This is a genomic window from Streptomyces chromofuscus (genome assembly GCF_015160875.1).
GTDB lineage: Bacteria > Actinomycetota > Actinomycetes > Streptomycetales > Streptomycetaceae > Streptomyces > Streptomyces chromofuscus.
Window position 1 is genome coordinate 1316091 of sequence record NZ_CP063374.1, and the last position, 25374, is coordinate 1341464.

General features: G+C 67.6%; 16 protein-coding genes, 3 rRNA genes, 1 pseudogene and 1 riboswitch. Of the genes and pseudogenes, 6 read left to right on the plus strand and 14 right to left on the minus strand.

What is annotated here, in order from left to right; translation table 11 throughout:
* Positions 1-127: 127 nt before the first annotated feature.
* The 3 genes from modA to IPT68_RS05940 all read left to right on the plus strand — a co-directional run bounded on the left by modA (position 128) and on the right by IPT68_RS05940 (position 2968).
* A complete protein-coding gene (gene modA, locus IPT68_RS05930; protein WP_189697104.1) occupies positions 128-955 on the plus strand; it encodes a molybdate ABC transporter substrate-binding protein in 828 nt (275 codons plus the stop codon).
* Entirely contained in the window at positions 952-1785 is an 834-nt protein-coding gene (locus IPT68_RS05935; protein WP_189697103.1) for an ABC transporter permease, read from the plus strand. Before modA ends, IPT68_RS05935 begins: the two co-directional genes overlap by 4 nt.
* 103 nt (positions 1786-1888) lie before the next feature.
* The gene (locus tag IPT68_RS05940; RefSeq protein ID WP_189697102.1) at positions 1889-2968 is read left to right on the plus strand and encodes an ABC transporter ATP-binding protein; all 1080 of its coding nucleotides are present in this window, start codon (positions 1889-1891) and stop codon (positions 2966-2968) included.
* Positions 2969-3092: 124 nt separating this feature from the next.
* Here the strand turns inward: IPT68_RS05940 and gcvP are convergent, their stop codons facing one another.
* Positions 3093-5978: an aminomethyl-transferring glycine dehydrogenase gene (gcvP, locus tag IPT68_RS05945; RefSeq protein ID WP_189697101.1), complete on the minus strand. Its 2886-nt coding sequence runs from the start codon at positions 5976-5978 to the stop codon at positions 3093-3095.
* A 175-nt stretch (positions 5979-6153) separates the two neighbouring features.
* A riboswitch (glycine riboswitch) is annotated at positions 6154-6249 on the minus strand.
* Positions 6250-6363: 114 nt separating this feature from the next.
* Between gcvP and IPT68_RS05950 the strand changes: the two genes are divergently transcribed.
* Positions 6364-6735, plus strand: coding sequence for a PRC-barrel domain-containing protein (locus IPT68_RS05950; RefSeq protein ID WP_189697100.1), 372 nt, complete (start codon positions 6364-6366; stop codon positions 6733-6735).
* On the opposite strand, the pseudogene IPT68_RS05955 reads toward IPT68_RS05950, so the two are convergent.
* The 13 genes and pseudogenes from IPT68_RS05955 to IPT68_RS06015 form a co-directional block, all read right to left on the minus strand.
* Positions 6657-8095, minus strand: a pseudogene (locus IPT68_RS05955) (DNA polymerase IV). The gene IPT68_RS05950 and the pseudogene IPT68_RS05955 overlap by 79 nt on opposite strands.
* Before the next feature lie 64 nt (positions 8096-8159).
* Entirely contained in the window at positions 8160-8843 is a 684-nt protein-coding gene (locus tag IPT68_RS05960; protein ID WP_189697098.1) for a MerR family transcriptional regulator, read from the minus strand.
* Between the two features lie 261 nt (positions 8844-9104).
* Positions 9105-9578, minus strand: coding sequence for a bifunctional nuclease family protein (locus IPT68_RS05965; protein ID WP_004002801.1), 474 nt, complete (start codon positions 9576-9578; stop codon positions 9105-9107).
* 537 nt (positions 9579-10115) lie between these two features.
* Positions 10116-10859, minus strand: coding sequence for a transcriptional regulator FtsR (gene ftsR / locus IPT68_RS05970; RefSeq protein ID WP_189697097.1), 744 nt, complete (start codon positions 10857-10859; stop codon positions 10116-10118).
* A gap of 42 nt (positions 10860-10901) precedes the next feature.
* Positions 10902-11861, minus strand: coding sequence for an FHA domain-containing protein (locus tag IPT68_RS05975; RefSeq protein WP_189697096.1), 960 nt, complete (start codon positions 11859-11861; stop codon positions 10902-10904).
* 61 nt (positions 11862-11922) lie between these two features.
* Positions 11923-12774 carry a DUF881 domain-containing protein gene (locus IPT68_RS05980; RefSeq protein ID WP_189697095.1) on the minus strand — a complete coding sequence of 284 codons (852 nt, stop codon included), beginning with the start codon at positions 12772-12774 and terminating at the stop codon, positions 11923-11925.
* 5 nt (positions 12775-12779) lie between these two features.
* Positions 12780-13112 carry a small basic family protein gene (locus IPT68_RS05985; protein WP_003988855.1) on the minus strand — a complete coding sequence of 111 codons (333 nt, stop codon included), beginning with the start codon at positions 13110-13112 and terminating at the stop codon, positions 12780-12782.
* Positions 13109-14035, minus strand: coding sequence for a DUF881 domain-containing protein (locus IPT68_RS05990; protein WP_189697094.1), 927 nt, complete (start codon positions 14033-14035; stop codon positions 13109-13111). The genes IPT68_RS05985 and IPT68_RS05990 overlap by 4 nt, the downstream gene beginning before the upstream one ends.
* 97 nt (positions 14036-14132) lie before the next feature.
* Entirely contained in the window at positions 14133-16628 is a 2496-nt protein-coding gene (locus tag IPT68_RS05995; protein WP_189697093.1) for a mannose-1-phosphate guanyltransferase, read from the minus strand.
* A 114-nt stretch (positions 16629-16742) separates the two neighbouring features.
* Positions 16743-17351: a CDP-alcohol phosphatidyltransferase family protein gene (locus IPT68_RS06000; protein ID WP_189697092.1), complete on the minus strand. Its 609-nt coding sequence runs from the start codon at positions 17349-17351 to the stop codon at positions 16743-16745.
* A 108-nt stretch (positions 17352-17459) separates the two neighbouring features.
* Positions 17460-17576: ribosomal RNA gene (rrf, locus tag IPT68_RS06005) — 5S ribosomal RNA — on the minus strand.
* An 81-nt stretch (positions 17577-17657) separates the two neighbouring features.
* Positions 17658-20771, minus strand: a 23S ribosomal RNA gene (locus IPT68_RS06010).
* Between the two features lie 317 nt (positions 20772-21088).
* Positions 21089-22611: ribosomal RNA gene (locus tag IPT68_RS06015) — 16S ribosomal RNA — on the minus strand.
* The 16S, 23S and 5S rRNA genes sit together here, the layout of an rRNA operon.
* A gap of 564 nt (positions 22612-23175) precedes the next feature.
* Here IPT68_RS06015 and IPT68_RS06020 point away from each other — a divergent pair.
* Both IPT68_RS06020 and ptsP read left to right on the plus strand, forming a co-directional pair.
* Complete coding sequence (locus tag IPT68_RS06020; RefSeq protein ID WP_189699785.1) at positions 23176-23625, plus strand: PTS sugar transporter subunit IIA; 450 nt, start codon at positions 23176-23178, stop codon at positions 23623-23625.
* 78 nt (positions 23626-23703) lie between these two features.
* The gene (gene ptsP / locus IPT68_RS06025; protein WP_189699784.1) at positions 23704-25374 is read left to right on the plus strand and encodes a phosphoenolpyruvate--protein phosphotransferase; all 1671 of its coding nucleotides are present in this window, start codon (positions 23704-23706) and stop codon (positions 25372-25374) included.

Genomic DNA, 25374 nt, shown 5'->3' on the forward strand with positions numbered 1-25374 from the left:
TGAGCCCGAACGGCCGCTTCCCGCGAGGGGCCGCTGTCCCGCGACGTTCCCGCGGCGTTGCGCCGATCGCTTTCCCGGGAAGCCGCTCGCGCTCATCCCCGACAGCGAGCAGCCGAGGAGTCGCCCCGTGCAGACCCTGTCCACCCGCCGGAGCCGCCGCACCCTTCGGGCGGGCGGCGCGGGAGCCGCCCTGCTGCTCGCCCTGAGCGCCTGCGCCTCCTCGTCCGACACGAACGCCACCGCGAAGTCGGGTTCCTCCGCCGCGGCCCCCGCGAACCCCTCCGGCACGGTCACCGTCTTCGCCGCCGCCTCCCTCGAGGAGGGCTTCACGAAGCTGGGCGAGCGGTTCGAGCAGCGGCACCCGGGGACGAAGGTCACCTTCAGCTTCGGTGGCAGCGACTCGCTGGCCGCGAGCATCACGGGCGGCGCCCCGGCGGACGTCTTCGCGTCGGCCAGCCCCAAGACGATGAAGGTCGTCACCGACGCCGGCGGCACGTCCGGCACCCCCGCCACCTTCGTCCGCAACCAGCTGGAGATCGCCACCCTGCCGGGCAACCCCGACAACATCTCCTCCCTCAAGGACCTCACCCAGTCCGGTCTGAAGGTCGTCCTGTGCGACGAGTCCGTGCCGTGCGGCGCCGCCGCCAGGAAGGCACTGGACGCCGGCAAGCTCAAGCTCACGCCGGTCTCCTACGAGCAGGACGTCAAGAGCGCCCTGACGAAGGTCGAGCTGAAGGAGGCCGACGCCGCCGTCGTCTACAAGACCGACGTGCGGGCGGCCGGTGACAAGGTGGAGGGCGTGGACTTCCCCGAGTCGGCCGACGCCGTCAACGACTACCCGATCGCCCTGCTCGAGGACGCGCCCAACGCCGAGGCGGCGCAGGCCTTCATCGACCTGGTGAAGTCGGCCGACGGCCAGAAGGTGCTGACCGAGGCCGGGTTCCTCGAGCCATGAGGAAGTCCGCCGCCACCCTGGAGGGCGGTCGCACCCGCACGGGACCGCGTCCGCGGACGGTACCGCTCGCCCTGCTCCTGCCCGCCCTGCTGGGCCTGGCGTTCCTGCTGCTCCCGCTCGTCGCCCTCCTCATCCGCACACCGTGGAGCACCCTGCCCGGACAGCTCACCAGCCCCGGCGTCTGGCAGGCCCTGCGGCTCTCCCTGGTCTGCGCCACGATGGCGACCGCGCTGAGCCTGGTCATCGGCGTCCCGCTGGCCTGGCTGTTGGCCCGCACGGACTTCCCCGGCCGCGGCCTGGTCCGGGCCCTGGTGACCCTGCCGCTGGTCCTGCCGCCGGTGGTCGGCGGCGTGGCCCTCCTCCTCGCGCTCGGCCGCAACGGCGTGGTCGGGCAGTGGCTCGACGCGTGGTTCGGGATCACCCTGCCGTTCACGACGGCGGGCGTGGTGATCGCGGAGACGTTCGTGGCGATGCCGTTCCTCGTCATCAGCGTCGAGGGCACCCTGCGCGCCGCCGACCCCCGCTACGAGGAGGCGGCCACGACCCTGGGCGCCTCCCGCTTCACGGCGTTCCGCCGCGTCACCCTGCCCCTGATCGCCCCCGGCATCGCGGCGGGCTCGGTCCTGGCCTGGGCCCGCGCCCTCGGCGAGTTCGGCGCGACGATCACCTTCGCCGGCAACTTCCCCGGCCGCACCCAGACCATGCCCCTTGCGGTCTACCTGGCCCTCCAGAACGACCCGGCGGCGGCGATCGCCCTCAGCCTGGTCCTCCTCACGGTCTCCATCGCCGTACTCGCAGCCCTCAAGGACCGCTGGATCACGCCCTCATGAACGCCCCCTCCGCCGCCGCAGCCGCCATGGCCGCGGGCGGTCCCGCCGCACACTTGGCCTGGGAACACCCACCCCGCACACCCACCGCCAGGACACCCACGCCATGACCGACGTCGACGACACGACACCCACCCGCCCCCGCACGGAGGGCCTGCACGCCCACCTGGTCGTCGACCACCCCCCCTTCCGGCTGGACATCACGCTCACCGCCACGCCCGGCGAAGTGGTGGCCCTCCTGGGTCCCAACGGCGCGGGCAAGACCACCGCCCTGCGCGCCCTGGCCGGCCTGACTCCCCTCACCGCCGGCGACCTCCACCTGGACGGCACCGACCTGCACGACACACCCCCCGAGTCCCGCCCGATCGGCGTCGTCTTCCAGGACTACCTCCTCTTCCCCCACCTCACGGCCCTGGACAACGTCGCCTTCGGCCCCCGCTGTCACGGCGCCACCAAGCCACAGGCCCGCGCCGAGGCAGCCGCATGGCTGGCCCGCATGGGCCTGACCGCCCACGCCTCCGCGAGACCCCGGCATCTCTCCGGCGGCCAGGCTCAACGCGTCGCCCTCGCCCGCGCCCTGGCCACCCGGCCCCGGCTGCTCCTCCTGGACGAACCGCTCGCCGCCCTCGACGCCCGCACCCGTCTGGAGGTGCGCGCCCAACTCCGACGCCACCTCGCCGACTTCGAGGCGGTGGCCGTACTCGTCACCCACGACCCGCTGGACGCCATGGTCCTGGCCGACCGCCTGATCGTCGTCGAACACGGCAGCGTCGTCCAGGAGGGCACCCCCTCCGAGATCGCTCGCCGCCCCCGCACCGACTACGTGGCCCAGCTGGTCGGCCTCAACCTCTACAAGGGCACCGCCGAGGGCCACACGGTCCACCTGGAAGCCGGCCCCGCGCTCACCACGACCGAGGACCTGAAGGGCGCCGTCTTCGTCGCCTTCCCCCCGAGCGCGGTGACCCTCTACCGCGACCGCCCCACCGCCTCCAGCGCCCGCAACCTCTGGCGCTGCGAGGTCGCCGGCCTGGAGACCCACGGCGACCAGATCCGCGCCGCCCTCACCGGCGAACTCCCCCTCACCGCCGACCTCACCACGGTCGCCGCCGCGGAACTCGACCTGCACCCCGGCGCCTTGGTCTGGGCCGCGGTCAAGGCCACCCAGACACACGCCTACCCCGCCTGAAACGCGACGAGGGCTCCCTCAACGGGAGCCCTCGTTCACGTGCCTGGACCCGCGCCGACGCGCCGGCCGGCCTCAGCCCTCGTCAGGGGCCGGCCTGCCGCGGCCGTCGTCGGCCCGCGCCGCCTCAGTCCTCGTACGCGTCCAACGGCGGGCAGGAACACACCAGGTTCCGGTCACCGAACGCCTGGTCGATGCGCCGCACCGGCGGCCAGTACTTGTCGGCCACCGACACCCCGCCCGGGAAGACGGCCTCGTCACGCGAGTACGCGTGCTCCCACGCGCCACCCAGCGCGGCGGCGGTGTGCGGAGCGTTCCGCAGCGGGTTGTCGTCGGCCGGCCACTCGCCCGCCCCGACCTTCTCGATCTCCGCCCGAATCGCGATCATCGCGTCGCAGAACCGGTCGAGTTCGGTCAGGTCCTCGGACTCGGTCGGCTCGATCATCAGCGTCCCGGCCACCGGGAACGACATCGTCGGCGCGTGGAACCCGTAGTCGATCAGCCGCTTGGCCACGTCGTCGACGCTCACGCCCGTCGCCTTGGTCAACGGCCGCAGATCGATGATGCACTCGTGCGCGACCAGCCCGCCCGGACCGGTGTACAGCACCGGGTAGTGCGGCTCCAGCCGCTTGGCGATGTAGTTGGCGCTCAGCACGGCCACCTGCGTGGCCCGCTTCAGCCCTTCGCCGCCCATGAGCCGCACGTAGGCCCAGGAGATCGGCAGAATGCCCGCCGACCCCCACGGCGCGGCCGAGATCGGCCCCACCCCGGTCTCCGGCCCGGCCTCGGGCTGCAGGGGGTGGTTCGGCAGGTACGGCGCCAGGTGCGACCGTACGGCCACCGGGCCGACGCCCGGCCCACCGCCGCCGTGCGGGATGCAGAACGTCTTGTGCAGGTTGAGGTGGGAGACGTCGCCCCCGAAGTGACCCGGCTTCGCCAGCCCCACCAGCGCGTTGAGGTTGGCCCCGTCGACGTACACCTGCCCGCCGGCGTCGTGCACCTGGGCGCAGATGTCGGCGACGTGCTCCTCGAACACACCGTGCGTGGACGGGTAGGTGATCATCAGCACCGACAGCTCGTCGCGGTACTGCTCGATCTTCGCCCGCAGGTCCTCGACGTCGATCTCGCCGTCCTCGGCGGTCTTCACGACGAGGACCTTCATCCCGGCCATGACGGCGCTCGCGGCGTTCGTGCCGTGCGCCGACGACGGGATCAGACACACGGTCCGCTGCTCGTCGCCGTTGGCCCGGTGGTACCCGCGCACGGCGAGCAGTCCGGCCAGCTCGCCCTGCGAGCCCGCGTTGGGCTGCAACGACACCTTGTCGTACCCGGTGACCTCGGCGAGACGGTCCTCCAGCTCACGAATGAGCGTCAGGTATCCCTGGGCCTGCTCGGCGGGCGCGAACGGATGCATCTGCCCGAACTCCGGCCAGGTGACCGGCTCCATCTCCGTGGTCGCGTTGAGCTTCATGGTGCAGGAGCCCAGCGGGATCATGCCGCGGTCGAGCGCGTAGTCGCGGTCGGCTAGCCGGCGCAGGTAGCGCAGCATCGCGGTCTCGGAGCGGTGCTGGTGGAAGACCGGGTGGGTCAGGTAGTCGTCGGTGCGCAGCAGCCCGCCCGGCAGCGCGTCCTCCGCGACGCCGTCCAGCGCCTCGATGTCCCCCGCGACGCCGAACGCGGCCCACACGGCGGCCAGTTCGGCCCGCGTGGTGGTTTCGTCGCAGGCCATGGAGACGTGGTCGGCGTCCACGAGCCGCAGGTTGACACCGTTCTCGCGCGCGGCGGCGACGACCTCGGCCGCACGCCCCGGCACTCGCGTGGTGACGGTGTCGAAGTAGGCGCCGTCGACGATCTCGACGCCGCCGACCCGGAGGCCCGCGGCGAGGATCGCGGCGTACCGGTGCGTGCGCCGCGCGATGCCCTTCAGGCCCTCGGGCCCGTGGTACACCGCGTACATCCCGGCCATCACCGCCAGCAGCACCTGCGCGGTGCAGATGTTGCTGGTCGCCTTCTCGCGCCGGATGTGCTGCTCACGCGTCTGCAGTGCGAGCCGGTAGGCCTTGTTCCCGTCGGCGTCGACGGACACGCCCACGAGCCGCCCGGGCAGGCTGCGCGCGAACTTCTCCTGGACCGCCATGTAACCGGCGTGCGGCCCGCCGAAGCCCATCGGCACACCGAACCGCTGCGTCGTGCCGACCGCGATGTCGGCGCCCAGCTCACCCGGCGACTTCAGCAGCGTCAGCGCCAGCAGGTCGGCGGCGACGGTGACGAGCGCGCCCAGCTCGTGCGCCTGGTCGATGACCGGCTTGATGTCGCGCACGGTGCCGGAGGCGCCCGGGTACTGAATCAGCACGCCGTTGATCTCACGCTCGGCGACGTCGGCCGGGATGCCCTCGCTGAGGTCGGCGACGACGACCTCGACGCCGGTCGGCTCGGCGCGGGTCTCGATCACGGCGATGGTCTGCGGCAGCGCGTCCGCGTCGACCAGGAACAGGCCCTTCTTGTTCTTGCCCATGCGCCGGGACAGCGCCATCGCCTCGGCCGCGGCCGTGCCCTCGTCCAGCAGGGAGGCGCCGGAGGTCGGCAGGCCCGTGAGGTCGGCGACCACGGTCTGGAAGTTCAGCAGCGCCTCCAGGCGGCCCTGCGAGATCTCCGGCTGGTACGGGGTGTACGCCGTGTACCAGGCCGGGTTCTCCATGACGTTGCGCAGGACGACGGGCGGGGTGATCGTCCCGTAGTAGCCGAGGCCGATCATGGACCCCAGGACCTGGTTGCGGTCGGCGAGGGAGCGCAGCTCGCGCAGCACCTCGGCCTCGGTGCGGGCGCCCGGCAGGTCCAGGGCGTCGGCGTTCTTGATCACATCCGGTACCGCGGCGGCGGTGAGCTCGTCGAGCGAGCCGTAGCCGACCTGCGCGAGCATCTTGGCCCGCGCCTCCTGGTCGGGCCCGATGTGGCGCTGCTCGAAGGGGATGCCCGCTTCGAGTTCGGAGAGCGGAATGCGATGGGCGGTCATTGCGGAGGCCTCCTGGTCTGACGCGACCTTCGAGGGACACCACGGCACGGGTGCCCCGACGGCCTCCCCCTCTGTCATCTCAACCTGAGAGCTTCACCGGCCGCCCGAGGGACGTCCGGCTTGCACCGTCGGTGAGAGCGGGAGCCGTGACACCCGCTCTGCTTTCCAGAGTGACCTCGTCCGTGCGGTACGTGGGCCTGAGAGATTCCGGGGAGGATTTGCTCCTTCGGCGCCTCCGGTGATGTCCGGAGGACTCTCCCGCACGGGGTCAGCAGCCGTTTGTCAGACTACCAGCGAGGTCAACGCCCGGACCTTCGAGTGGCCGCCTTCCGCATTGTGCTCTTTCGTAGTGCTTACGGATGAGGTGCTAGCCAGTGGAGGGCCCGTGCAGACCGACATCGATCCGCGCAACCTGATCGGCCGCAAGGCATTCGACCGCCACGGCACCAAGATCGGCACCATCGACGAGGTCTACCTCGACGACGCGACGGGTGTCCCGGAGTGGGCCGCCATACGGACGGGCCTGTTCAGCAGGGACGCCTTCGTGCCACTGGAGCCCAGCGAGCTGATCGACGGCAGTCTGCACGTCCCCTTCGACCGCGCCCTGATCAAGGACGCCCCCGACTTCGGCGTGGGCCGGCATCTCTCCCCCGAGCAGGAACTCCAGCTCTACCACCACTACGGCCTCGACGTGGCCGCTCCTCCGGCGCTCCCGGACCGCGAGTTCGGCAAGCTGGCCGGCTCGGAGGAGACGTGACCTGCACGGCTCAGCCCTGCGGCTCGGGTCTTCGCGCAACCAGCGGCAGCGGCTCCGCCGGCTCCAGCGCGGGATCGTCGATCCGGAAGGTCCGTACCCGCCCGGGCTCCGAGTCGGGCGTCTCGAACCGCACGGTCACCCTGCCCAGCCCGCTGCCCTGCACCCACCCGTGCCCGTACTCGGCGTGCCGCACGTCGTGCCCGGCAGCCCACCGCCGCTCGACGGGCTCGGCCTCCTCCGTCTCCGCCTCCTCAGCGATGTCGTCCTCGCCTCCCTCGGCCCGCTCCCCCGCCGCCTGAGCGAAGAGATCTTCCTGCGTGTAGTCGGCCAGCCCGGTCACCCCCACCCCGAGCAGCCGCACACCCCCTGTCGTGTCCACGGACTCCAGCAGCCGTGCCGCAGCCTCCCGCACCACCGCCGGATCGTCCGTCGGCCCGCGCAGCGTCTCGGAACGGGTCAGCGTCGAGAAGTCGTACCGCCGTACCTTCAGGACGATCGTCCGCCCCGACAGCCCGGCCCCGCGCAGCCGGCGCACGCACCGGTCGGCAAGCCGCTGCACCTCCAGCCCGACCCGGACCCGGTCGTGGATGTCCACGTCGTAGGTGTCCTCGACCGACACGGACTTCGCCTCCCGTTCGGCGACCACCGGCCGGTCGTCGCGGGCCAGCGCCATGGCGTACAGCGCGTGCCCGTGCGCCTTGCCCAGCAGCCGGACGAGCTCGTCCTCGCCCGCCTCGGCGATCTCGTCGACCGTGGTGATCCCGGCCCGCCGCAGATGATCGCCGGTCGCCGGACCCACCCCCGGCAGGGTCCGCACCGGCATCGGCCCGAGCAGCGCCCGCTCGGTGCCCGGCTCGATCAGCACCAGACCGTCCGGTTTGGCCTGCTCGGAGGCGATCTTCGCGAGCATCTTGGAGGCGGCGAGGCCCACGGACCCGGTGAGGCCGGTGCCGGCCCGGATGTCGGCCCGCAGCTTGATCCCCGCCAGCCGTGCGGACTGCCGGTCCCAGGCGGTCCCCCCGGCCTCCAGGTCCACGAACGCCTCGTCCAGGCTCAACGGCTCCACCAGCGGCGACAGCGCCCGGAGCAGGCCCATGACCTGCTCGCTGATCGTCCGGTAGAAGCCGAAGCGCGGCACCAGATACGCGGCGTTCGGCGCGAGCCGGCGCGCCTGGGCCATCGGCATCGCCGAATGCACCCCGAACACCCGCGCCTCGTACGAGCAGGTCGCCACCACCCCGCGCGGCCCGAGCCCGCCCACGATCACGGCTTTGCCGCGCAGGCTCGGCTTGGACGCCTGCTCCACCGAGGCGAAGAAGGCATCCATGTCGAGATGCAGGATCGTGGGCGCGGTTCTCACATGTCCGATGCTGCCTCACGCCACTGACAGTGCCCCGCAGCCGCCGGCAGCCGCGCGCAGGGCCTCAGACGGCCCGGTTGCGCCGCCGCGCCAGCTCGTCCGCCGGATTGTGGCCGACGAGCGTCTCCCCGGTGTCGATGCGCTCGCCGTGCAGCTGCGACAGGGCGCTCTCGACGTCCCGCCACACCACGCCGACGGCGATCCCGAAGACGCCCTGACCTCCCTGGAGCAGTGCGTGGACCTCGTCGGGCGAGGTGCACTCGTAGACCGTGGCGCCGTCGCTCATGAGCGTCATCCGCTCCAGGTCCCGAAAGCCGCGCTCCCGCAGGTGCTGGACGGCGGTGCGGATGTTCTGCAGCGACACCCCGGTGTCGAGGAACCGCTTGACGATCTTCAGAACGACGACATCACGAAAGCTGTACAGGCGCTGTGTCCCGGAGCCGTGGGCGGGCCGCACGCTCGGTTCGACGAGGCCGGTGCGGGCCCAGTAGTCCAGTTGCCGATAGGTGATGCCGGCGGCCGCGCAGGCCGTCGGACCGCGGTAGCCGATCTCCTCGGACGCCATGGGCGCCGCCCCTCCGCCGCCGAAAACGGCCGTCGGTCGCTGCGCAGCGTGATCAGTCACCCTGCCGTGCGGGGCGTACCCCCCACTCGGGCGGAGCCGAGAGCTCTGGGGAGGGTACGGACCGCTCTCCCCAAAACTGCGTCCGGGGGCACCCCCAGCCGTACCGTCGCCGCTGCTTCTCACGCCGACCTCCGTCCTTGACCTGCCTTCTCGACGGTAGGCAGTCACCGAGGGTGCGTCAACGATCGCCACACTCGGCACGCCGAGTGATAATCACCCTAAGAGTGGTTTCCCGCACCCCACCGCGGGGAAAGGCTAGCCGAATGCTCTGATGGGAAGCCGCAGGACGCTCTCACTCGCCACTGGCACGTGCCGGGCCGCGAGCCGCCGCCCGGCACACACCGGCCCGCCACGGACCTCGGGTCCGCCCGGGCCGGCCACTTCTCACTGGCTGCTGGTGCCGAAGTCCTCGGGGGAGATCTGGTCGAGGAACTCCCGGAACTTCTCCACCTCGTCCTCCTGCTCGTCGGGGATCGCGATACCGGCGTCGTCGAGCACCCCGTCACTGCCGTAGATCGGCGTTCCGGTGCGCAGGGCAAGCGCTATGGCATCGGAAGGACGGGCGCTCACCTCGACGCCGCTGGCGAAGACCAGCTCGGCGTAGAAGACGCCTTCACGCAGGTCCGTGATGCGTACTTCGGTGAGCTCCTGGCCGACGGCCTCCAGCACGTCCTTGAACAGGTCGTGGGTCAGCGGTCGCGCGGGGGCCATGCCCTGCTGGGCGAAGGCGATCGCCGTCGCCTCCCCCGGCCCGATCCAGATGGGGAGGTAACGGTCGCCTCCCACTTCGCGCAGGAGCACGATCGGTTGGTTGGAGGGCATTTCGACCCGGACACCTACGACATCGAGCTCGTTCACACAGCAACCCTAGGCCGTGCTCGGGACGTTTGGGTAGTCGGGCCACGATCCCCCACAGGATCCGGCCGTCACCAGCGCCCTTCGTGAATCCTCGAGGGAAGGAGTGCAAACCGAAGCAGCTCGCTGCCCCTGCCGCCTTCAAGGGCGCGGGCACGCCCACAGCCGACACGTGACCTCCGACTCCGGCAGGGCTCAGCCGTTCAGGGCCCCGACAGCGCCGCTCAGATCGCGTGCCCCGCAGCCCGGCAGCCGCGGCTCCCAAGCCACAGCCCAGCCGGGAGACGCCCACCGCCTGCACGTCAGCCACAGCCGGGGCCGGGGGTACCGCCGCCCCGGCCCGGAGGCATGCCGGACCGCCCCGCTGCCCGCCTGAAGCACCACTGCACCGCCTGCACGGCCCGGCGCATCGTCCAGCACTGTCCGGAACCGTTCCAGCAGCCTCGAAGCCCCGAGCGAGCCCACCGGTCCGCTCACAGCCGGGCCGGGCTCGGACCAGCAGCTCCGGGGCTTCAGCGGCCTCGACCGCAGCACCCTCGCTCAGGGCAGCCGAACCCCGAGCGCACTCTGCACCAACGCCGCATGCAGCTTCACCGTCAGGCTCGCGAGCTCCTTGGCCCGCGCCTCCGCGTGCGCCCTGGTCTGCGGATTGCGATGCCGCTTCAGTGGGGCCACCACCTGCTCCACGAGCCCCGCCTCGCGGTCGGCCGCTGCCTTCATCGCCCGCAGATGGCGCGGCTCGATCCCGAACCGCCCCAGCTCGACGATGAGCGCCGCAACGGTGACCGCCTCGGCGTCGTACACCCCGTCCGCCACCTGAGTGAGCAGCCCGTACGACTCCCACTCGGCGAACGCCCGCTCATCGACACCGGCCGCCGCCAGCAACTCGGCCCGCCCGATCCGCGCCGCCGTCGGCCCGTCGGACGCCTCGACGTCGGACACCGCCTCGCCGTCACGCTGTCGGCCCAGCGTCGGCAGCCGTACCTGCTCCCCACGCTCCATCGCGTCGAGGTACTCACGGATCACCTTGAGCGGCAGATAGTGGTCGCGCTGCATGCGCAGCACATGCCCGAGCCGTTCGACATCCCCCGCGCTGAACTTCCGGTACCCGGAGGGCGTCCGCTGCGGCTCGATCAGGCCCTCCGACTCCAGGAACCGGATCTTGGAGATCGTGACCTCGGGGAACTCCTCGCGCAGCACGTTCAACACCGTGCCGATACTCATCAGCCCGCTGTCCGTGGCGGCGGCACCGTACCCGGTGCCGCCGCTCGGTGTGTGACGCATGGACCTTCCCTGGAAGTCCCTCCGGACGGGTTCGGAGGAGGGTCAGATGCCCTGCCGGCTCGCGTAGAAGACCAGCCGGTACTTGCCGATCTGCACCTCGTCACCGTTCGACAGGGCGACCTGGTCGATCCGCTCCCGGTTGACGTAGGTGCCGTTGAGGCTGCCCACGTCGGCCACCGTGAACGACCCGTCCGGGCTGCGCCGGAACTCCACATGGCGTCGCGAGACCGTCACGTCGTCCAGGAAGATGTCGCTCTGCGGGTGCCGCCCGGCCGTCGTCAGGTCGCTGTCCAGCAGGAAGCGGCTGCCCGAGTTCGGCCCCCGCCGCACCACCAGCAGCGCGGACCCCAGCGGCAGCGCGTCCACCGCGGCCTGCGCCTCGGGGGACAGCGTCGGCATCGCCGTCTGACCGGTGACCTCGGCGTCGTACGCCTCGAGACCGCTGATGGAGATCGTGGACGTCGTCTCGGACGGACGCTCGGCCGCCACCCCCGCCCGCAGCGGCGCACCGCAGTGGGAACAGAAGCGGCTGCTCTCCGCGTTGCGGTTACCGCACCTCGTACAAACCAGGGCCGACATGGATGGATCCTCCTGCCGCGGCTGCCCCGCAGGGGCGTGGGACGCGTACGGGTCGGCGGAAAACCCTCCACCCGCACTTGAGGTTGACGGTTGCCCGAAACCTATGCCTCCGGCCTGGGCAGGGTCAACCGACGGCGCGCCCTGACCACCGGAAATGTCCCCACCCGGACCAGCGAGCTGGTCCCGGAACAGCGGGCGCCGGCCCTCCGCGTCAGGCTGTGCGCGATGACGAGCGGTCGCGTTGTCGCGGCCCTCTCGCGCGCTCTTGCCGAACAACTTCGCAAACAACTTCACGGGCGATTCCCCTTGACCGAAACAGACCCGCCCGTGGGGCAGGACGAACCCTGATTGCACACTCTGGCCGACCCGGACATCCTCACAACGTCCGTATCCACCAGACAGTTTCCACCACGCACCACCCAATCGGTGCGTCGACCCCCCGCAACGTGATGCCCTCCGCGGACGTCCCCCATGCGCCCCCGGTTCACTGGGAGGACGACCGAGCGTAGTCAGGTCGCTTCGCCGCTCGCAAGGCATCCACGACGATCTTGTCCGACCGCTCGACCGTCACGGTGGCCTGCTCCTTCTCAAGCGTCTGCACCACGCCTCCTGGGATGTTGAGCGCCGGTTCGAGATCCTGCGGCTTGCCGATGACCTTGAAACGAAAGGGAGCGTTGATCTTGTTCCCGTCGACGCTCACACTTTGCCCCGAGTCCGTCAGATAGGTACTCGCGACGACCCGCACGCCGTTCACCTGGATCGCCTCGGCGCCGGCCGCGCGCAGCTCCTGGATCGCGTCGAGCAGCATGTCCGCCTCGACCGTCCCCTTCGTGTCGTCGATGGTCATCGTGATGCCGGGCCCCTGTGCCGCCACCGTGCCCGCCAGCACCCCGAGTTGCCGTTCCTTCTCGATCGTCTGCCGCCGGGCCTCCTCGGCCTGGTTCGAGCTGTTCTCCAACTCGTCCCGCTGCTTTTCGAGACCCTGCTTCTCGTCCTCAAGACGCTGAGTACGGTCGTCCAGTTCATCGAGGATCCGCACGAGATCCTCCTGCCGGGCGCCACGCAGCGCGCTGTCGCCGTCGCTGTTCGAGGCGACCTGCACGGCCAGCCCGAAGCCGAGCCCGAACAGCAGCAGCGCGACGATGAGTTGTGCCCGGGTGACCCGCGGCGGCCACAGCCCGTTGATGAGCCGCTGCCGCCCGGTGATCTCCGGCGGAGGGTTCTCCTCGACCGCGCCGGCCGCATGGTGTCCGTTCGGCGTCGCCTCGGCCGGCACCTCGTCGGGCAGCTCCCGGCGCAGCCGGTACTCGCCCGTCTTCTCGTCCTGGTCGCTCATCGGCCTCACGCCCGGAATACGTGCCGGCGGATCGCCGCGGCATTGGAGAAGATCCGGATGCCGAGGACGACCACGACACCGGTGGACAGCTGGGCACCGACACCCAACTTGTCGCCCAGGAACACGATCAGCGCGGCGACGACCACGTTCGACAGGAACGACACCACGAAGACCTTGTCGTCGAAGATCCCGTCGAGCATGGCCCGCAGTCCTCCGAAGACGGCGTCGAGGGCCGCCACGACGGCGATCGGCAGATAAGGCTCGACGACCGCCGGAACCTCGGGCCGGACCAACAGGCCGGCCACGACTCCCACGACGAGGCCCAGTACGGCGATCACGATGTGCCTTTCTCAGTGCTCTGCTGTGCTGACTCGGTTATCGGCTGTGCTGTGCGAACGATCACACTCGGCGCGGCCGGCAGCCGGACGTCCTCCTCCACGGAAATGCTGGTCCGGATGCCGAAGTTCTCCTGGAGGGCATGGAGGTAGAGCCCGTCGGCGCTGTTCTGGAACGTCGTGCTCAACCCCTCGCCGTCCCCCACCGCGAGCACCGTGTACGGCGGCACCAGCGGCCGGTTGTCGACCAGTATCGCGTCACCCGCGGCCCGGATCGCGGACAACGCCGTCAGCCGCTGCCCGTTGATCGAGACGGCTTCGGCGCCCGACTCCCACAGCCCGTTCACCACGCGCTGCATGTCCCGGTCGCGCACACGTCCCGTGTCGGAGAAGCCGGAGGTGCCACGCGGGTCGCTGTCCCCGTCGGCAGCGGCCTCCTTGGCGTCGTTCACGACCAATCTCACACCGCGGCCATGCACTTCCGTGGCGCCGGACAGGATGCCGACCAGGTCGGTCCGGTCGTCGCCGCCGCTGTGTTTGAGCGCCTCCCGCTGCCGGGCGCTCACGTCGTCCCGCAGCTTGTCGACGGCGCTCTCCAGCTCGTCGGCCGCGGCGGTCTCCCGGCCGATCCGGTCGATGAGCTCCTCGCGCTCCTTCGCCACGACCGGCGCCGCCACCCGGGCCTGTGCCGCGCCGACGGTCACCACCAGAGCCGCGAGCACCAGTCCGGCGGCGAGCCCGAGCTTGGCCCTGAGGGTCTTGGGCATGCCCCCGGCGCCCGCGGCCCTCTTCCGGGCCGCCGCCTCGGCGTAACCGTCGTCGAGGCTGTGATCCATGACGTTGGTGAGCAGCGACATGGACGCGTCCGGGCGCGAGGAGCGTGCGGGGGTGCTCCGAACGGGGGGCTGCTGCGGCATGCCGCACATCGTCGCACGTCGCGCCCGCTACCTCCGAATGGCCCCACCGGCGTGCCGGACAGGCCCTCTTGGGGACACTTGTCCGGCACGCGCGCGTGCTGCCTTTCTACCGGCCGGCGCTGTCCACGACCGTCGACCACTCGTCGAGCAGGGCCTGCGCGGAGGCGTCGTCCGGCCCCTCGGCCCACAGGTGGGTGACCGCCTCGGCCGGGTCGGGCAGCACCATCACCCAGCGCCCGTCGGCCTCGACCACGCGCACACCGTCCGTGGTGTCCACGTCGCGATCTCCGGCCTCCTCGACGACCCGCCGCATCACCAGTCCCTTGACGGCCCACGGAGTCGCCAGATCCCGCTTGAGGACGTGCGCACGCGGAATACGCGCGTCGATCTGGCTCAGCGTGAGCTGCGTCCGCGCCACCAGCCCGATCAGCCGCACGAAGGCCGCCGTACCGTCGAAGACACTGCTGAACTCCGGGACGATGAAGCCGCCCTTGCCGTCCCCACCGAAGATCGTCGACTCGTCCCCGCCGACCCGGGTCAGATCGTCGGGCGACGTGGTGGTCCACTCCACCTGGGTGCCGTGGTACGCCGCCACCTGCTCCGCGATCCTCGTCGTGGTCACCGGCAGCGCGACCCGCCCGCTGCGGCGCTCCGCCGCGACCAGGTCGAGCATCACGAGCAGCGCCCGGTCGTCCTCGACGATCCGGCCCTTCTCGTCGACCAGCGACAGCCGCTCGCCGACGGGGTCGAACCGCACACCGAACGCGGCCCTCGCCGACGCCACGATCTCTCCCAGCCGCACCAGCCCGGAGCGCCGCGCCTCCGCCGACTCCGTCGGCCTGGACTCGTCCAGACCGGGATTGATCGTCAGCGAGTCCACACCCAGCTTGCCGAGCAGACTGGGCAGCACCAGTCCCGCGCTTCCGTTGGAGGCGTCGACGACGACCTTCAGACCGGACTCGGCGATCCCGGTGGTGTCGACGTTCCGCAGCAGCGACCCGGTGTACGAGTCGAACACACTGGACGGGAAGTGCAGATCACCGATCTCGCCGGGGAACGCCCGCCGGTACTCCTGGCGCGCGAACACCCGGTCCAGCTTCCGCTGGCTCCCCTGCGAAAGGTCGGCGCCCTGCCCGTCGAAGAACATGATGTCCACGGAATCCGGCACGCCGGGCGTGGTCCGGATCATGATGCCGCCCGCACTGCCCCGTGCGGTCTGCTGCCGCGCGACCGGCAGCGGTACGTTCTCCAGGTCGCGTACGTCGATGGCGCTGGCCTGCAGCGCCGAGATCACGGCCCGCTTCAGTGCACGGGCACCACGGGAGTGGTCGCGGGCCGTCGTGACCGTGGAGCCCTTCTTGAGCGTCGTCGCGTAGGCGCCGGCCAGTCGCACGGCCAGCTCCGGCGTGATCTCGACGTTCAGGATGCCGGACACCCCACGGGCACCGAAGAGGTGGGCCTGCCCCCGCGACTCCCAGATGACCGAGGTGTTGACGAAGGCACCGGCCTCGATCGTCTTGAACGGGTAGACCCGCACATTGCCCTGCACGATCGATTCTTCACCGATCAGGCACTCGTCCCCGATGACGGCGCCGTCCTCGATCCTCGCCGCACGCATGATGTCGGTGTTCTTCCCGACGACGCAGCCCCGCAGATTGCTGTGCTGCCCGACATACACGTTGTCGTGCACGACGGCCTTGTGCAGGAACGCCCCGCTCTTGACGACGACGTTCGAGCCGACGACCGTGTGTTCCCGGATTTCCGCGCCGGCCTCGACCTTCGCGTAGTCACCGATGTAAAGCGGCCCTCGCAGCTGCGCGTCGGGATGCACCTCGGCGCCTTCGGCCACCCACACACCCGGGGAGATCTCGAATCCGTCGATCTCGACGTCGACCTTGCGCTCGAGGACATCGGCCTGCGCCTTCACATAGCTCTCGTGCGTGCCGACATCCTCCCAGTAGCCCTCGGCGACATAGCCGTAGATCGGCTTGCCTTCCTTCATGAGCTGCGGGAAGACATCGCCGGACCAGTCGACGGGCACATCGGCCTCGACGTAGTCGAAGACCTCGGGCTCCATGACGTAGATACCGGTGTTCACGGTGTCGGAGAAAACCTGGCCCCAGGTCGGCTTCTCCAGGAAGCGCTCGACCTTGCCGTCTTCGTCGACGATCGTGATGCCGAATTCCAAGGGGTTCGGCACGCGGGTCAGACAGACCGTGACCAGCGCACCCTTTTCCTTGTGGAAGTTGATCAGTTCGGTGAGGTCGAAGTCGGTCAGGGCATCACCGGAGATGACGAGGAAGGTGTCGTCCTTCAACGCCTCTTCAGCGTTCTTGACGCTTCCGGCGGTACCGAGTGGCTTCTCCTCGTTGGCATAGGTGAGCTCCATACCGAGCTCTTCGCCGTCACCGAAGTAGTTCTTGACCAGTGAGGCAAGGAACTGGACAGTGACGACGGTCTCGTTGAGCCCATGCCTTTTGAGCAGCCGCAGAACGTGCTCCATGATCGGCCGGTTGGCCACCGGCAGGAGCGGCTTGGGCATGCTTGAGGTCATAGGACGAAGGCGTGTGCCTTCGCCACCGGCCATCACGACGGCCTTCATGTCGGAAGCGTCCTCCTAGAAGAGACGACGGTCTAGCCGACTTCACCCGTCCGAATTGTCCCGCACTTTTCTCTCGCGGGCCAACGCACCACGACGGCCCCACAATCGGCGAGCTCAATCGGCCATGGCGTCCGCACGAACCAGACGACGGACTTGTACCACGTAGAGGACTCCTGCCCACCAATAGAGGGTTGTACCCCATCCGGCGAACGCCCATCCGAAAATCGCAGCGAGTGACGAGATCCATCCGCTTCCGTCACTGAGCAGCAGCAGCGGGAAGGCGTACATCAGGTTGAAGGTGGCGGCCTTGCCCAGGAAGTTCACCTGCGGCGGGGGATAGCCGTGCCGCCTGAGGATGCCCACCATCACCAGAAGAACCAGTTCTCGCGCCAGCAGTACAGCGGTCAACCACAACGGCAGAATGTCGCGCCAGGTCAGGCCGACCAAGGTCGACAGAATGTAGAGCCGGTCCGCGGCGGGATCGAGAAGCCGGCCCAGGCTGCTGATCTGATTCCAGCGCCGTGCCAGTTTGCCGTCCAGGTAGTCACTGATCCCGCTCAGAGCGAGCACCAGCAGCGCCCAGCCGTCGCTCTTCGGTCCCCCGAACTCCGGCCTGAGGATCAACCACAGGAACAGGGGTACGCCGACGAGCCGAGCCATGCTCAGGATGTTCGGGATGGTGAGGACCCGGTCCGTCTGAACGCGGGTCTCCTGGACCTCCAACCGGGGGCCTCCTGTCGAAAACGGACCAACGATGCCCCCCGACCCTACCTCAACACAAAAAAGCTCCGGCTCCTGGGCGTGTGCCCAAGAGCCGGAGCTGTAAAGGTAGTTCGGCGGCGTCCTACTCTCCCACAGGGTCCCCCCTGCAGTACCATCGGCGCTGTAAGGCTTAGCTTCCGGGTTCGGAATGTAACCGGGCGTTTCCCTCACGCTATGACCACCGAAACACTATGAAACACAACCGCACCACCCATCAGGGCGGAGTTGTTCGTGGTTTCAGAACCAACACAGTGGACGCGAGCAACTGAGGACAAGCCCTCGGCCTATTAGTACCGGTCAACTCCACACGTTACCGTGCTTCCATATCCGGCCTATCAACCCAGTCGTCTACTGGGAGCCTTACCCCATCAAGTGGGTGGGAGTCCTCATCTCGAAGCAGGCTTCCCGCTTAGATGCTTTCAGCGGTTATCCCTCCCGAACGTAGCCAACCAGCCATGCCCTTGGCAGAACAACTGGCACACCAGAGGTTCGTCCGTCCCGGTCCTCTCGTACTAGGGACAGCCCTTCTCAAGACTCCTACGCGCACAGCGGATAGGGACCGAACTGTCTCACGACGTTCTAAACCCAGCTCGCGTACCGCTTTAATGGGCGAACAGCCCAACCCTTGGGACCGACTCCAGCCCCAGGATGCGACGAGCCGACATCGAGGTGCCAAACCATCCCGTCGATATGGACTCTTGGGGAAGATCAGCCTGTTATCCCCGGGGTACCTTTTATCCGTTGAGCGACGGCGCTTCCACAAGCCACCGCCGGATCACTAGTCCCGACTTTCGTCCCTGCTCGACCCGTCGGTCTCACAGTCAAGCTCCCTTGTGCACTTACACTCAACACCTGATTGCCAACCAGGCTGAGGGAACCTTTGGGCGCCTCCGTTACCCTTTAGGAGGCAACCGCCCCAGTTAAACTACCCATCAGACACTGTCCCTGATCCGGATCACGGACCCAGGTTAGACATCCAGCACGACCAGACTGGTATTTCAACGACGACTCCACAACCACTGGCGTGGCCGCTTCAAAGTCTCCCAGCTATCCTACACAAGCCGAACCGAACACCAATATCAAACTGTAGTAAAGGTCCCGGGGTCTTTCCGTCCTGCTGCGCGAAACGAGCATCTTTACTCGTAGTGCAATTTCACCGGGCCTATGGTTGAGACAGTCGAGAAGTCGTTACGCCATTCGTGCAGGTCGGAACTTACCCGACAAGGAATTTCGCTACCTTAGGATGGTTATAGTTACCACCGCCGTTTACTGGCGCTTAAGTTCTCAGCTTCGCCCCACCGAAATGGAGCTAACCGGTCCCCTTAACGTTCCAGCACCGGGCAGGCGTCAGTCCGTATACATCGCCTTACGGCTTCGCACGGACCTGTGTTTTTAGTAAACAGTCGCTTCTCGCTGGTCTCTGCGGCCACCCCCAGCTCGAGCAGCAAGTACTCTCACCAGGCGTGGCCCCCCTTCTCCCGAAGTTACGGGGGCATTTTGCCGAGTTCCTTAACCATAGTTCACCCGAACGCCTCGGTATTCTCTACCTGACCACCTGAGTCGGTTTAGGGTACGGGCCGCCATGAAACTCGCTAGAGGCTTTTCTCGACAGCATAGGATCATCCACTTCACCGCAATCGGCTCGGCATCAGGTCTCAGCCACAAGTACGACGGATTTACCTGTCGCACGGCCTACACCCTTACCCCGGGACAACCACCGCCCGGGATGGACTACCTTCCTGCGTCACCCCATCACTCACCTACTAACCGCTTGGGCGGCGGCTCCACCACTTTCCTTTCCCGAAGGGTCCGGAACGGCTTCACGGCCTTAGCATCACGATGCTCGATGTTTGACGCTTCACAGCGGGTACCGGAATATCAACCGGTTATCCATCGACTACGCCTGTCGGCCTCGCCTTAGGTCCCGACTTACCCTGGGCAGATCAGCTTGACCCAGGAACCCTTAGTCAATCGGCGCAAACGTTTCTCACGTTTGTATCGCTACTCATGCCTGCATTCTCACTCGTCAACCGTCCACAACTCGCTTACACGGCTGCTTCACCCGGCAGACGACGCTCCCCTACCCATCACAGCAGGCGTTGGCCCTCATGCTGCAATGACACGACTTCGGCGGTACGCTTGAGCCCCGCTACATTGTCGGCGCGGAATCACTAGACCAGTGAGCTATTACGCACTCTTTCAAGGGTGGCTGCTTCTAAGCCAACCTCCTGGTTGTCTGTGCGACTCCACATCCTTTCCCACTTAGCGTACGCTTAGGGGCCTTAGTCGATGCTCTGGGCTGTTTCCCTCTCGACCATGGAGCTTATCCCCCACAGTCTCACTGCCGCGCTCTCACTTACCGGCATTCGGAGTTTGGCTAAGGTCAGTAACCCGGTAGGGCCCATCGCCTATCCAGTGCTCTACCTCCGGCAAGAAACACACGACGCTGCACCTAAATGCATTTCGGGGAGAACCAGCTATCACGGAGTTTGATTGGCCTTTCACCCCTAACCACAGGTCATCCCCCAGGTTTTCAACCCTGGTGGGTTCGGTCCTCCACGAAGTCTTACCTCCGCTTCAACCTGCCCATGGCTAGATCACTCCGCTTCGGGTCTTGAGCATGCTACTGAAACGCCCTATTCGGACTCGCTTTCGCTACGGCTACCCCACCCGGGTTAACCTCGCAACACACCGCAAACTCGCAGGCTCATTCTTCAAAAGGCACGCAGTCACGACGCAAGGACAAATCCCTGCGCGACGCTCCCACGGCTTGTAGGCACACGGTTTCAGGTACTATTTCACTCCTCCCGGGTACTTTTCACCATTCCCTCACGGTACTATCCGCTATCGGTCACCAGGAATATTTAGGCTTAGCGGGTGGTCCCGCCAGATTCACACGGGATTTCTCGGGCCCCGTGCTACTTGGGTGTCTCTCAAACGAGCCGCTGACGTTTCGACTACGGGGGTCTTACCCTCTACGCCGGACCTTTCGCATGTCCTTCGCCTACATCAACGGTTTCTGACTCGTCCCACGGCCGGCAGACCGTGAAAGAGAGATCCCACAACCCCGCATGCGCAACCCCTGCCGGGTCTCACACACATACGGTTTGGCCTCATCCAGTTTCGCTCGCCACTACTCCCGGAATCACGGTTGTTTTCTCTTCCTGCGGGTACTGAGATGTTTCACTTCCCCGCGTTCCCTCCACACTGCCTATGTGTTCAGCAGTAGGTGACAGCCCATGACGACTGCCGGGTTTCCCCATTCGGAAACCCCCGGATCAAAGCCTGGTTGACGACTCCCCGGGGACTATCGCGGCCTCCCACGTCCTTCATCGGTTCCTGGTGCCAAGGCATCCACCGTGCGCCCTTAAAAACTTGGCCACAGATGCTCGCGTCCACTGTGCAGTTCTCAAACAACGACCAACCACCCATCACCCCGAACCATCGGCTCGAGTGCACTGGGGCCGGCACTGAAGGCGACCATGCGGCCGTGCCTTCAGACACCCAACAGCGTGCCCGACCAGCTCCCACCCGAAGATCATGCGTTCCACGCTCCGAAGAGCAGTACTAGCAGCCTCCGACCCAGAACCTGGCCGAGTAGTCAACGTTCCACCCATGAGCAACCAGCATCAGACGTTCGCCGATGTACTGGCCTCTGACCTCACCCCCGGAGGGGATCGGTGAGAAGTGCTCCTTAGAAAGGAGGTGATCCAGCCGCACCTTCCGGTACGGCTACCTTGTTACGACTTCGTCCCAATCGCCAGTCCCACCTTCGACAGCTCCCTCCCACAAGGGGTTGAGCCACCGGCTTCGGGTGTTACCGACTTTCGTGACGTGACGGGCGGTGTGTACAAGGCCCGGGAACGTATTCACCGCAGCAATGCTGATCTGCGATTACTAGCGACTCCGACTTCATGGGGTCGAGTTGCAGACCCCAATCCGAACTGAGACCGGCTTTTTGAGATTCGCTCCACCTCGCGGTATCGCAGCTCATTGTACCGGCCATTGTAGCACGTGTGCAGCCCAAGACATAAGGGGCATGATGACTTGACGTCGTCCCCACCTTCCTCCGAGTTGACCCCGGCGGTCTCCCGTGAGTCCCCAGCACCACAAGGGCCTGCTGGCAACACGGGACAAGGGTTGCGCTCGTTGCGGGACTTAACCCAACATCTCACGACACGAGCTGACGACAGCCATGCACCACCTGTACACCGACCACAAGGGGGCACCCATCTCTGGATGTTTCCGGTGTATGTCAAGCCTTGGTAAGGTTCTTCGCGTTGCGTCGAATTAAGCCACATGCTCCGCCGCTTGTGCGGGCCCCCGTCAATTCCTTTGAGTTTTAGCCTTGCGGCCGTACTCCCCAGGCGGGGCACTTAATGCGTTAGCTGCGGCACGGACAACGTGGAATGTTGCCCACACCTAGTGCCCACCGTTTACGGCGTGGACTACCAGGGTATCTAATCCTGTTCGCTCCCCACGCTTTCGCTCCTCAGCGTCAGTATCGGCCCAGAGATCCGCCTTCGCCACCGGTGTTCCTCCTGATATCTGCGCATTTCACCGCTACACCAGGAATTCCGATCTCCCCTACCGAACTCTAGCCTGCCCGTATCGACTGCAGACCCGGGGTTAAGCCCGGGCTTTCTAACCGACGCGACAAGCCGCCTACGAGCTCTTTACGCCCAATAATTCCGGACAACGCTTGCGCCCTACGTATTACCGCGGCTGCTGGCACGTAGTTAGCCGGCGCTTCTTCTGCAGGTACCGTCACTTGCGCTTCTTCCCTGCTGAAAGAGGTTTACAACCCGAAGGCCGTCATCCCTCACGCGGCGTCGCTGCATCAGGCTTGCGCCCATTGTGCAATATTCCCCACTGCTGCCTCCCGTAGGAGTCTGGGCCGTGTCTCAGTCCCAGTGTGGCCGGTCGCCCTCTCAGGCCGGCTACCCGTCGTCGCCTTGGTGAGCCGTTACCTCACCAACAAGCTGATAGGCCGCGGGCTCATCCTGCACCGCCGGAGCTTTCCAACCCCCACCATGCGGAGGAGGCTCGTATCCGGTATTAGACCCCGTTTCCAGGGCTTGTCCCAGAGTGCAGGGCAGATTGCCCACGTGTTACTCACCCGTTCGCCACTAATCCCCACCGAAGTGGTTCATCGTTCGACTTGCATGTGTTAAGCACGCCGCCAGCGTTCGTCCTGAGCCAGGATCAAACTCTCCGTGAATGTTTACCGGTGATCCGGTGACACACACGGGAGCGGAACCGTCGAGCGGAATAAGCCCGACCGTTCACAACGTCCTCGCTGTGTTTTCTTCAAAGGAACCACGCCCCGGTCTGATGACCGGAGACGGGGTATCAACATATCTGGCGTTGACTTTTGGCACGCTGTTGAGTTCTCAAGGAACGGACGCTTCCTTCGTACTCACCCGAGATACTCTCTCGGGCTTTCCTCCGGGCGCTTCCCTTCGGTGTTTCCAACTCTATCAGTGTTTTTCCGTCTCTCTGACCACCGTTCTGCGGGCATGCAGAAGGAGACCCGAGATAGGATCTGACAAGTTGATTACTGCCGGGCAACGAGGATGCTGTTCGCATCACTCAGCCCCAAGCAGGGGTACGACTGTACACGTGGCCGCGGAGCGCGTGCAAATCGATTAGGCTGTGGTGGTCTAGACCTCTCATGGGGAGCTCTCGCACCGAACCGGGACTTCCCATGACATACCCTGCTCAACAGTGGGCCGTCCGGGACAGTGACGGCCCCTATATGAATCTCCACCCCTGGGAGGCTCCCATGACCACCGTGACGTCCCCGCTCGCCGGACGCGCCATCGGACTGACTGCAGTGCCGGATCCGGTCTTCTCCGGGGCCATGGTTGGCCCGGGCACCGCCATCGACCCCGTGCGTGAGCCCTCGGAGGCCGTCGCGCCGGTGGACGGAGTGATCGTCTCCCTCCACCCGCACGCCTTCGTCGTCGTGGACGCGGACGGGCACGGCGTGCTCACCCACCTCGGCATCGACACCGTGCAGCTGAACGGCGAGGGCTTCGAGCTGCTCGTCAACAAGGGCGACACCGTGACCCGTGGGCAGGCCGTCGTGCGGTGGGACCCGACCGCCGTCGAGGCCGCCGGCAAGTCCCCGGTGTGCCCGGTCGTGGCGCTGGAGGCCACCGTCGAGGCCCTCTCCGATCTCCGCGAGGATGGCGACGTCAAGGCTGGCGACAGCCTCTTCGTCTGGAAGTGACGTCATGGCCGTCGTATGACGGCAGGTAGGACAACCACCGCGGCGGCAGGGCTCGCCGCACTAGCGGAGACGGGTGAGATGGAGACAACGCTGCGAGGCGTCGGCGTGAGCCACGGTGTGGCGATCGGCGAGGTGCGGCACATGGGGACGGCGGTGCTCGAACCGCCTGCCAAGCAGATCCCGGCCGAGGAGGCGGAGCGCGAACAGGGGCGCGCCCGTCAGGCTGTCGAGGCTGTGGCGGCCGACCTGATGGCGCGCGGCAATCTGGCGGGGGGCGAAGCCCAGGCGGTGCTCGAGGCGCAGGCCATGATGGCTCAGGACCCGGAGCTGATGGCGGACGTGGAGCGGCGGATCGCCGTCGGCAGCACCGCCGAGCGTGCGGTCTACGACGCTTTCGCGGCGTACCGGGATCTGCTGGCCGGTGCCGGTGAGTATCTGGCCGGGCGCGTGGCCGACCTCGATGACGTGCGGAATCGTATCGTCGCCCGTCTGCTCGGTGTGCCGATGCCGGGTGTGCCGGACAGTGACGAGCCGTACGTCCTGATCGCCCGCGATCTGGCGCCGGCGGACACGGCACTGTTGGACCCCACCCTGGTTCTCGGTTTCGTCACCGAGGAGGGTGGGCCGACCAGTCACAGCGCGATTCTGGCGCGAGCGCTCGGGGTTCCTGCCGTGGTCGCGCTGCCGGGTGCCGGTGAGCTGGCCGAGGGCACGATGATCGCCGTCGACGGCAGCACCGGCGAGATCTTCGTGGAGCCCGGCGACGAGAAGAGGGCACAGTTGGAGGCCGCTGCCGCCGAGCGCAGGGCCGCGCTGGCCGCGTCGACGGGTCCGGGTGCCACCTCCGACGGTCACAAGGTGCCGCTGCTCGCGAACATCGGCGGTCCTGCGGACATCGCCGCCGCAGTCGACGCCGGTGCCGAGGGTGTCGGCCTGTTCCGGACCGAGTTCCTCTTCCTGGACGACAACAAGAAGGCGCCGGCCGAGGAGAAGCAGGTCGAGGCCTATCGGCAGGTTCTCGAGGCGTTTCCCGAGGGCAGGGTCGTGGTGCGGGTGCTGGATGCCGGCGCGGACAAGCCGCTCGAGTTCCTGACTCCGGCGGACGAGCCGAACCCGGCTCTGGGCGTACGAGGCCTGCGGACGCTGCTCGACCACCCGGAGGTGCTGCGTACCCAGCTGACCGCGCTGGCGAAGGCGGCCGAAGGGCTGCCGGTGTATCTCGAAGTGATGGCCCCGATGGTCGCGGACCGTACCGACGCCAAGGCGTTCGCGGACGCGTGCCGGGAGGCCGGGCTGCGGGCGAAGTTCGGCGTGATGGTCGAGATTCCGTCGGCGGCGCTCCGGGCGCGTTCGATCCTGCAGGAGGTCGAGTTCCTGTCGCTGGGGACGAACGACCTGGCGCAGTACACCTTCGCCGCCGACCGTCAGGTGGGCGCGGTGTCCCGGCTTCAGGACCCCTGGCAGCCCGCGCTTCTCGACCTGGTCGCGTTGTCCGCCGAGGCGGCCAAGGCCGAGGGCAAGAGCTGCGGTGTCTGCGGTGAGGCGGCGTCCGACCCGCTGCTCGCGTGCGTGCTGACCGGTCTGGGTGTCACCTCCCTTTCGATGGGTGCGGCCGCGATTCCCTACGTCCGGGCGACGCTGGCGAAGTACACGCTCGCGCAGTGCGAGCGGGCCGCCGCGGCCGCGCGCGCGGCCGAGACCGCGGAGGATGCGCGCACCGCGGCGCAGGCGGTGCTGTCCGGCGAGTAG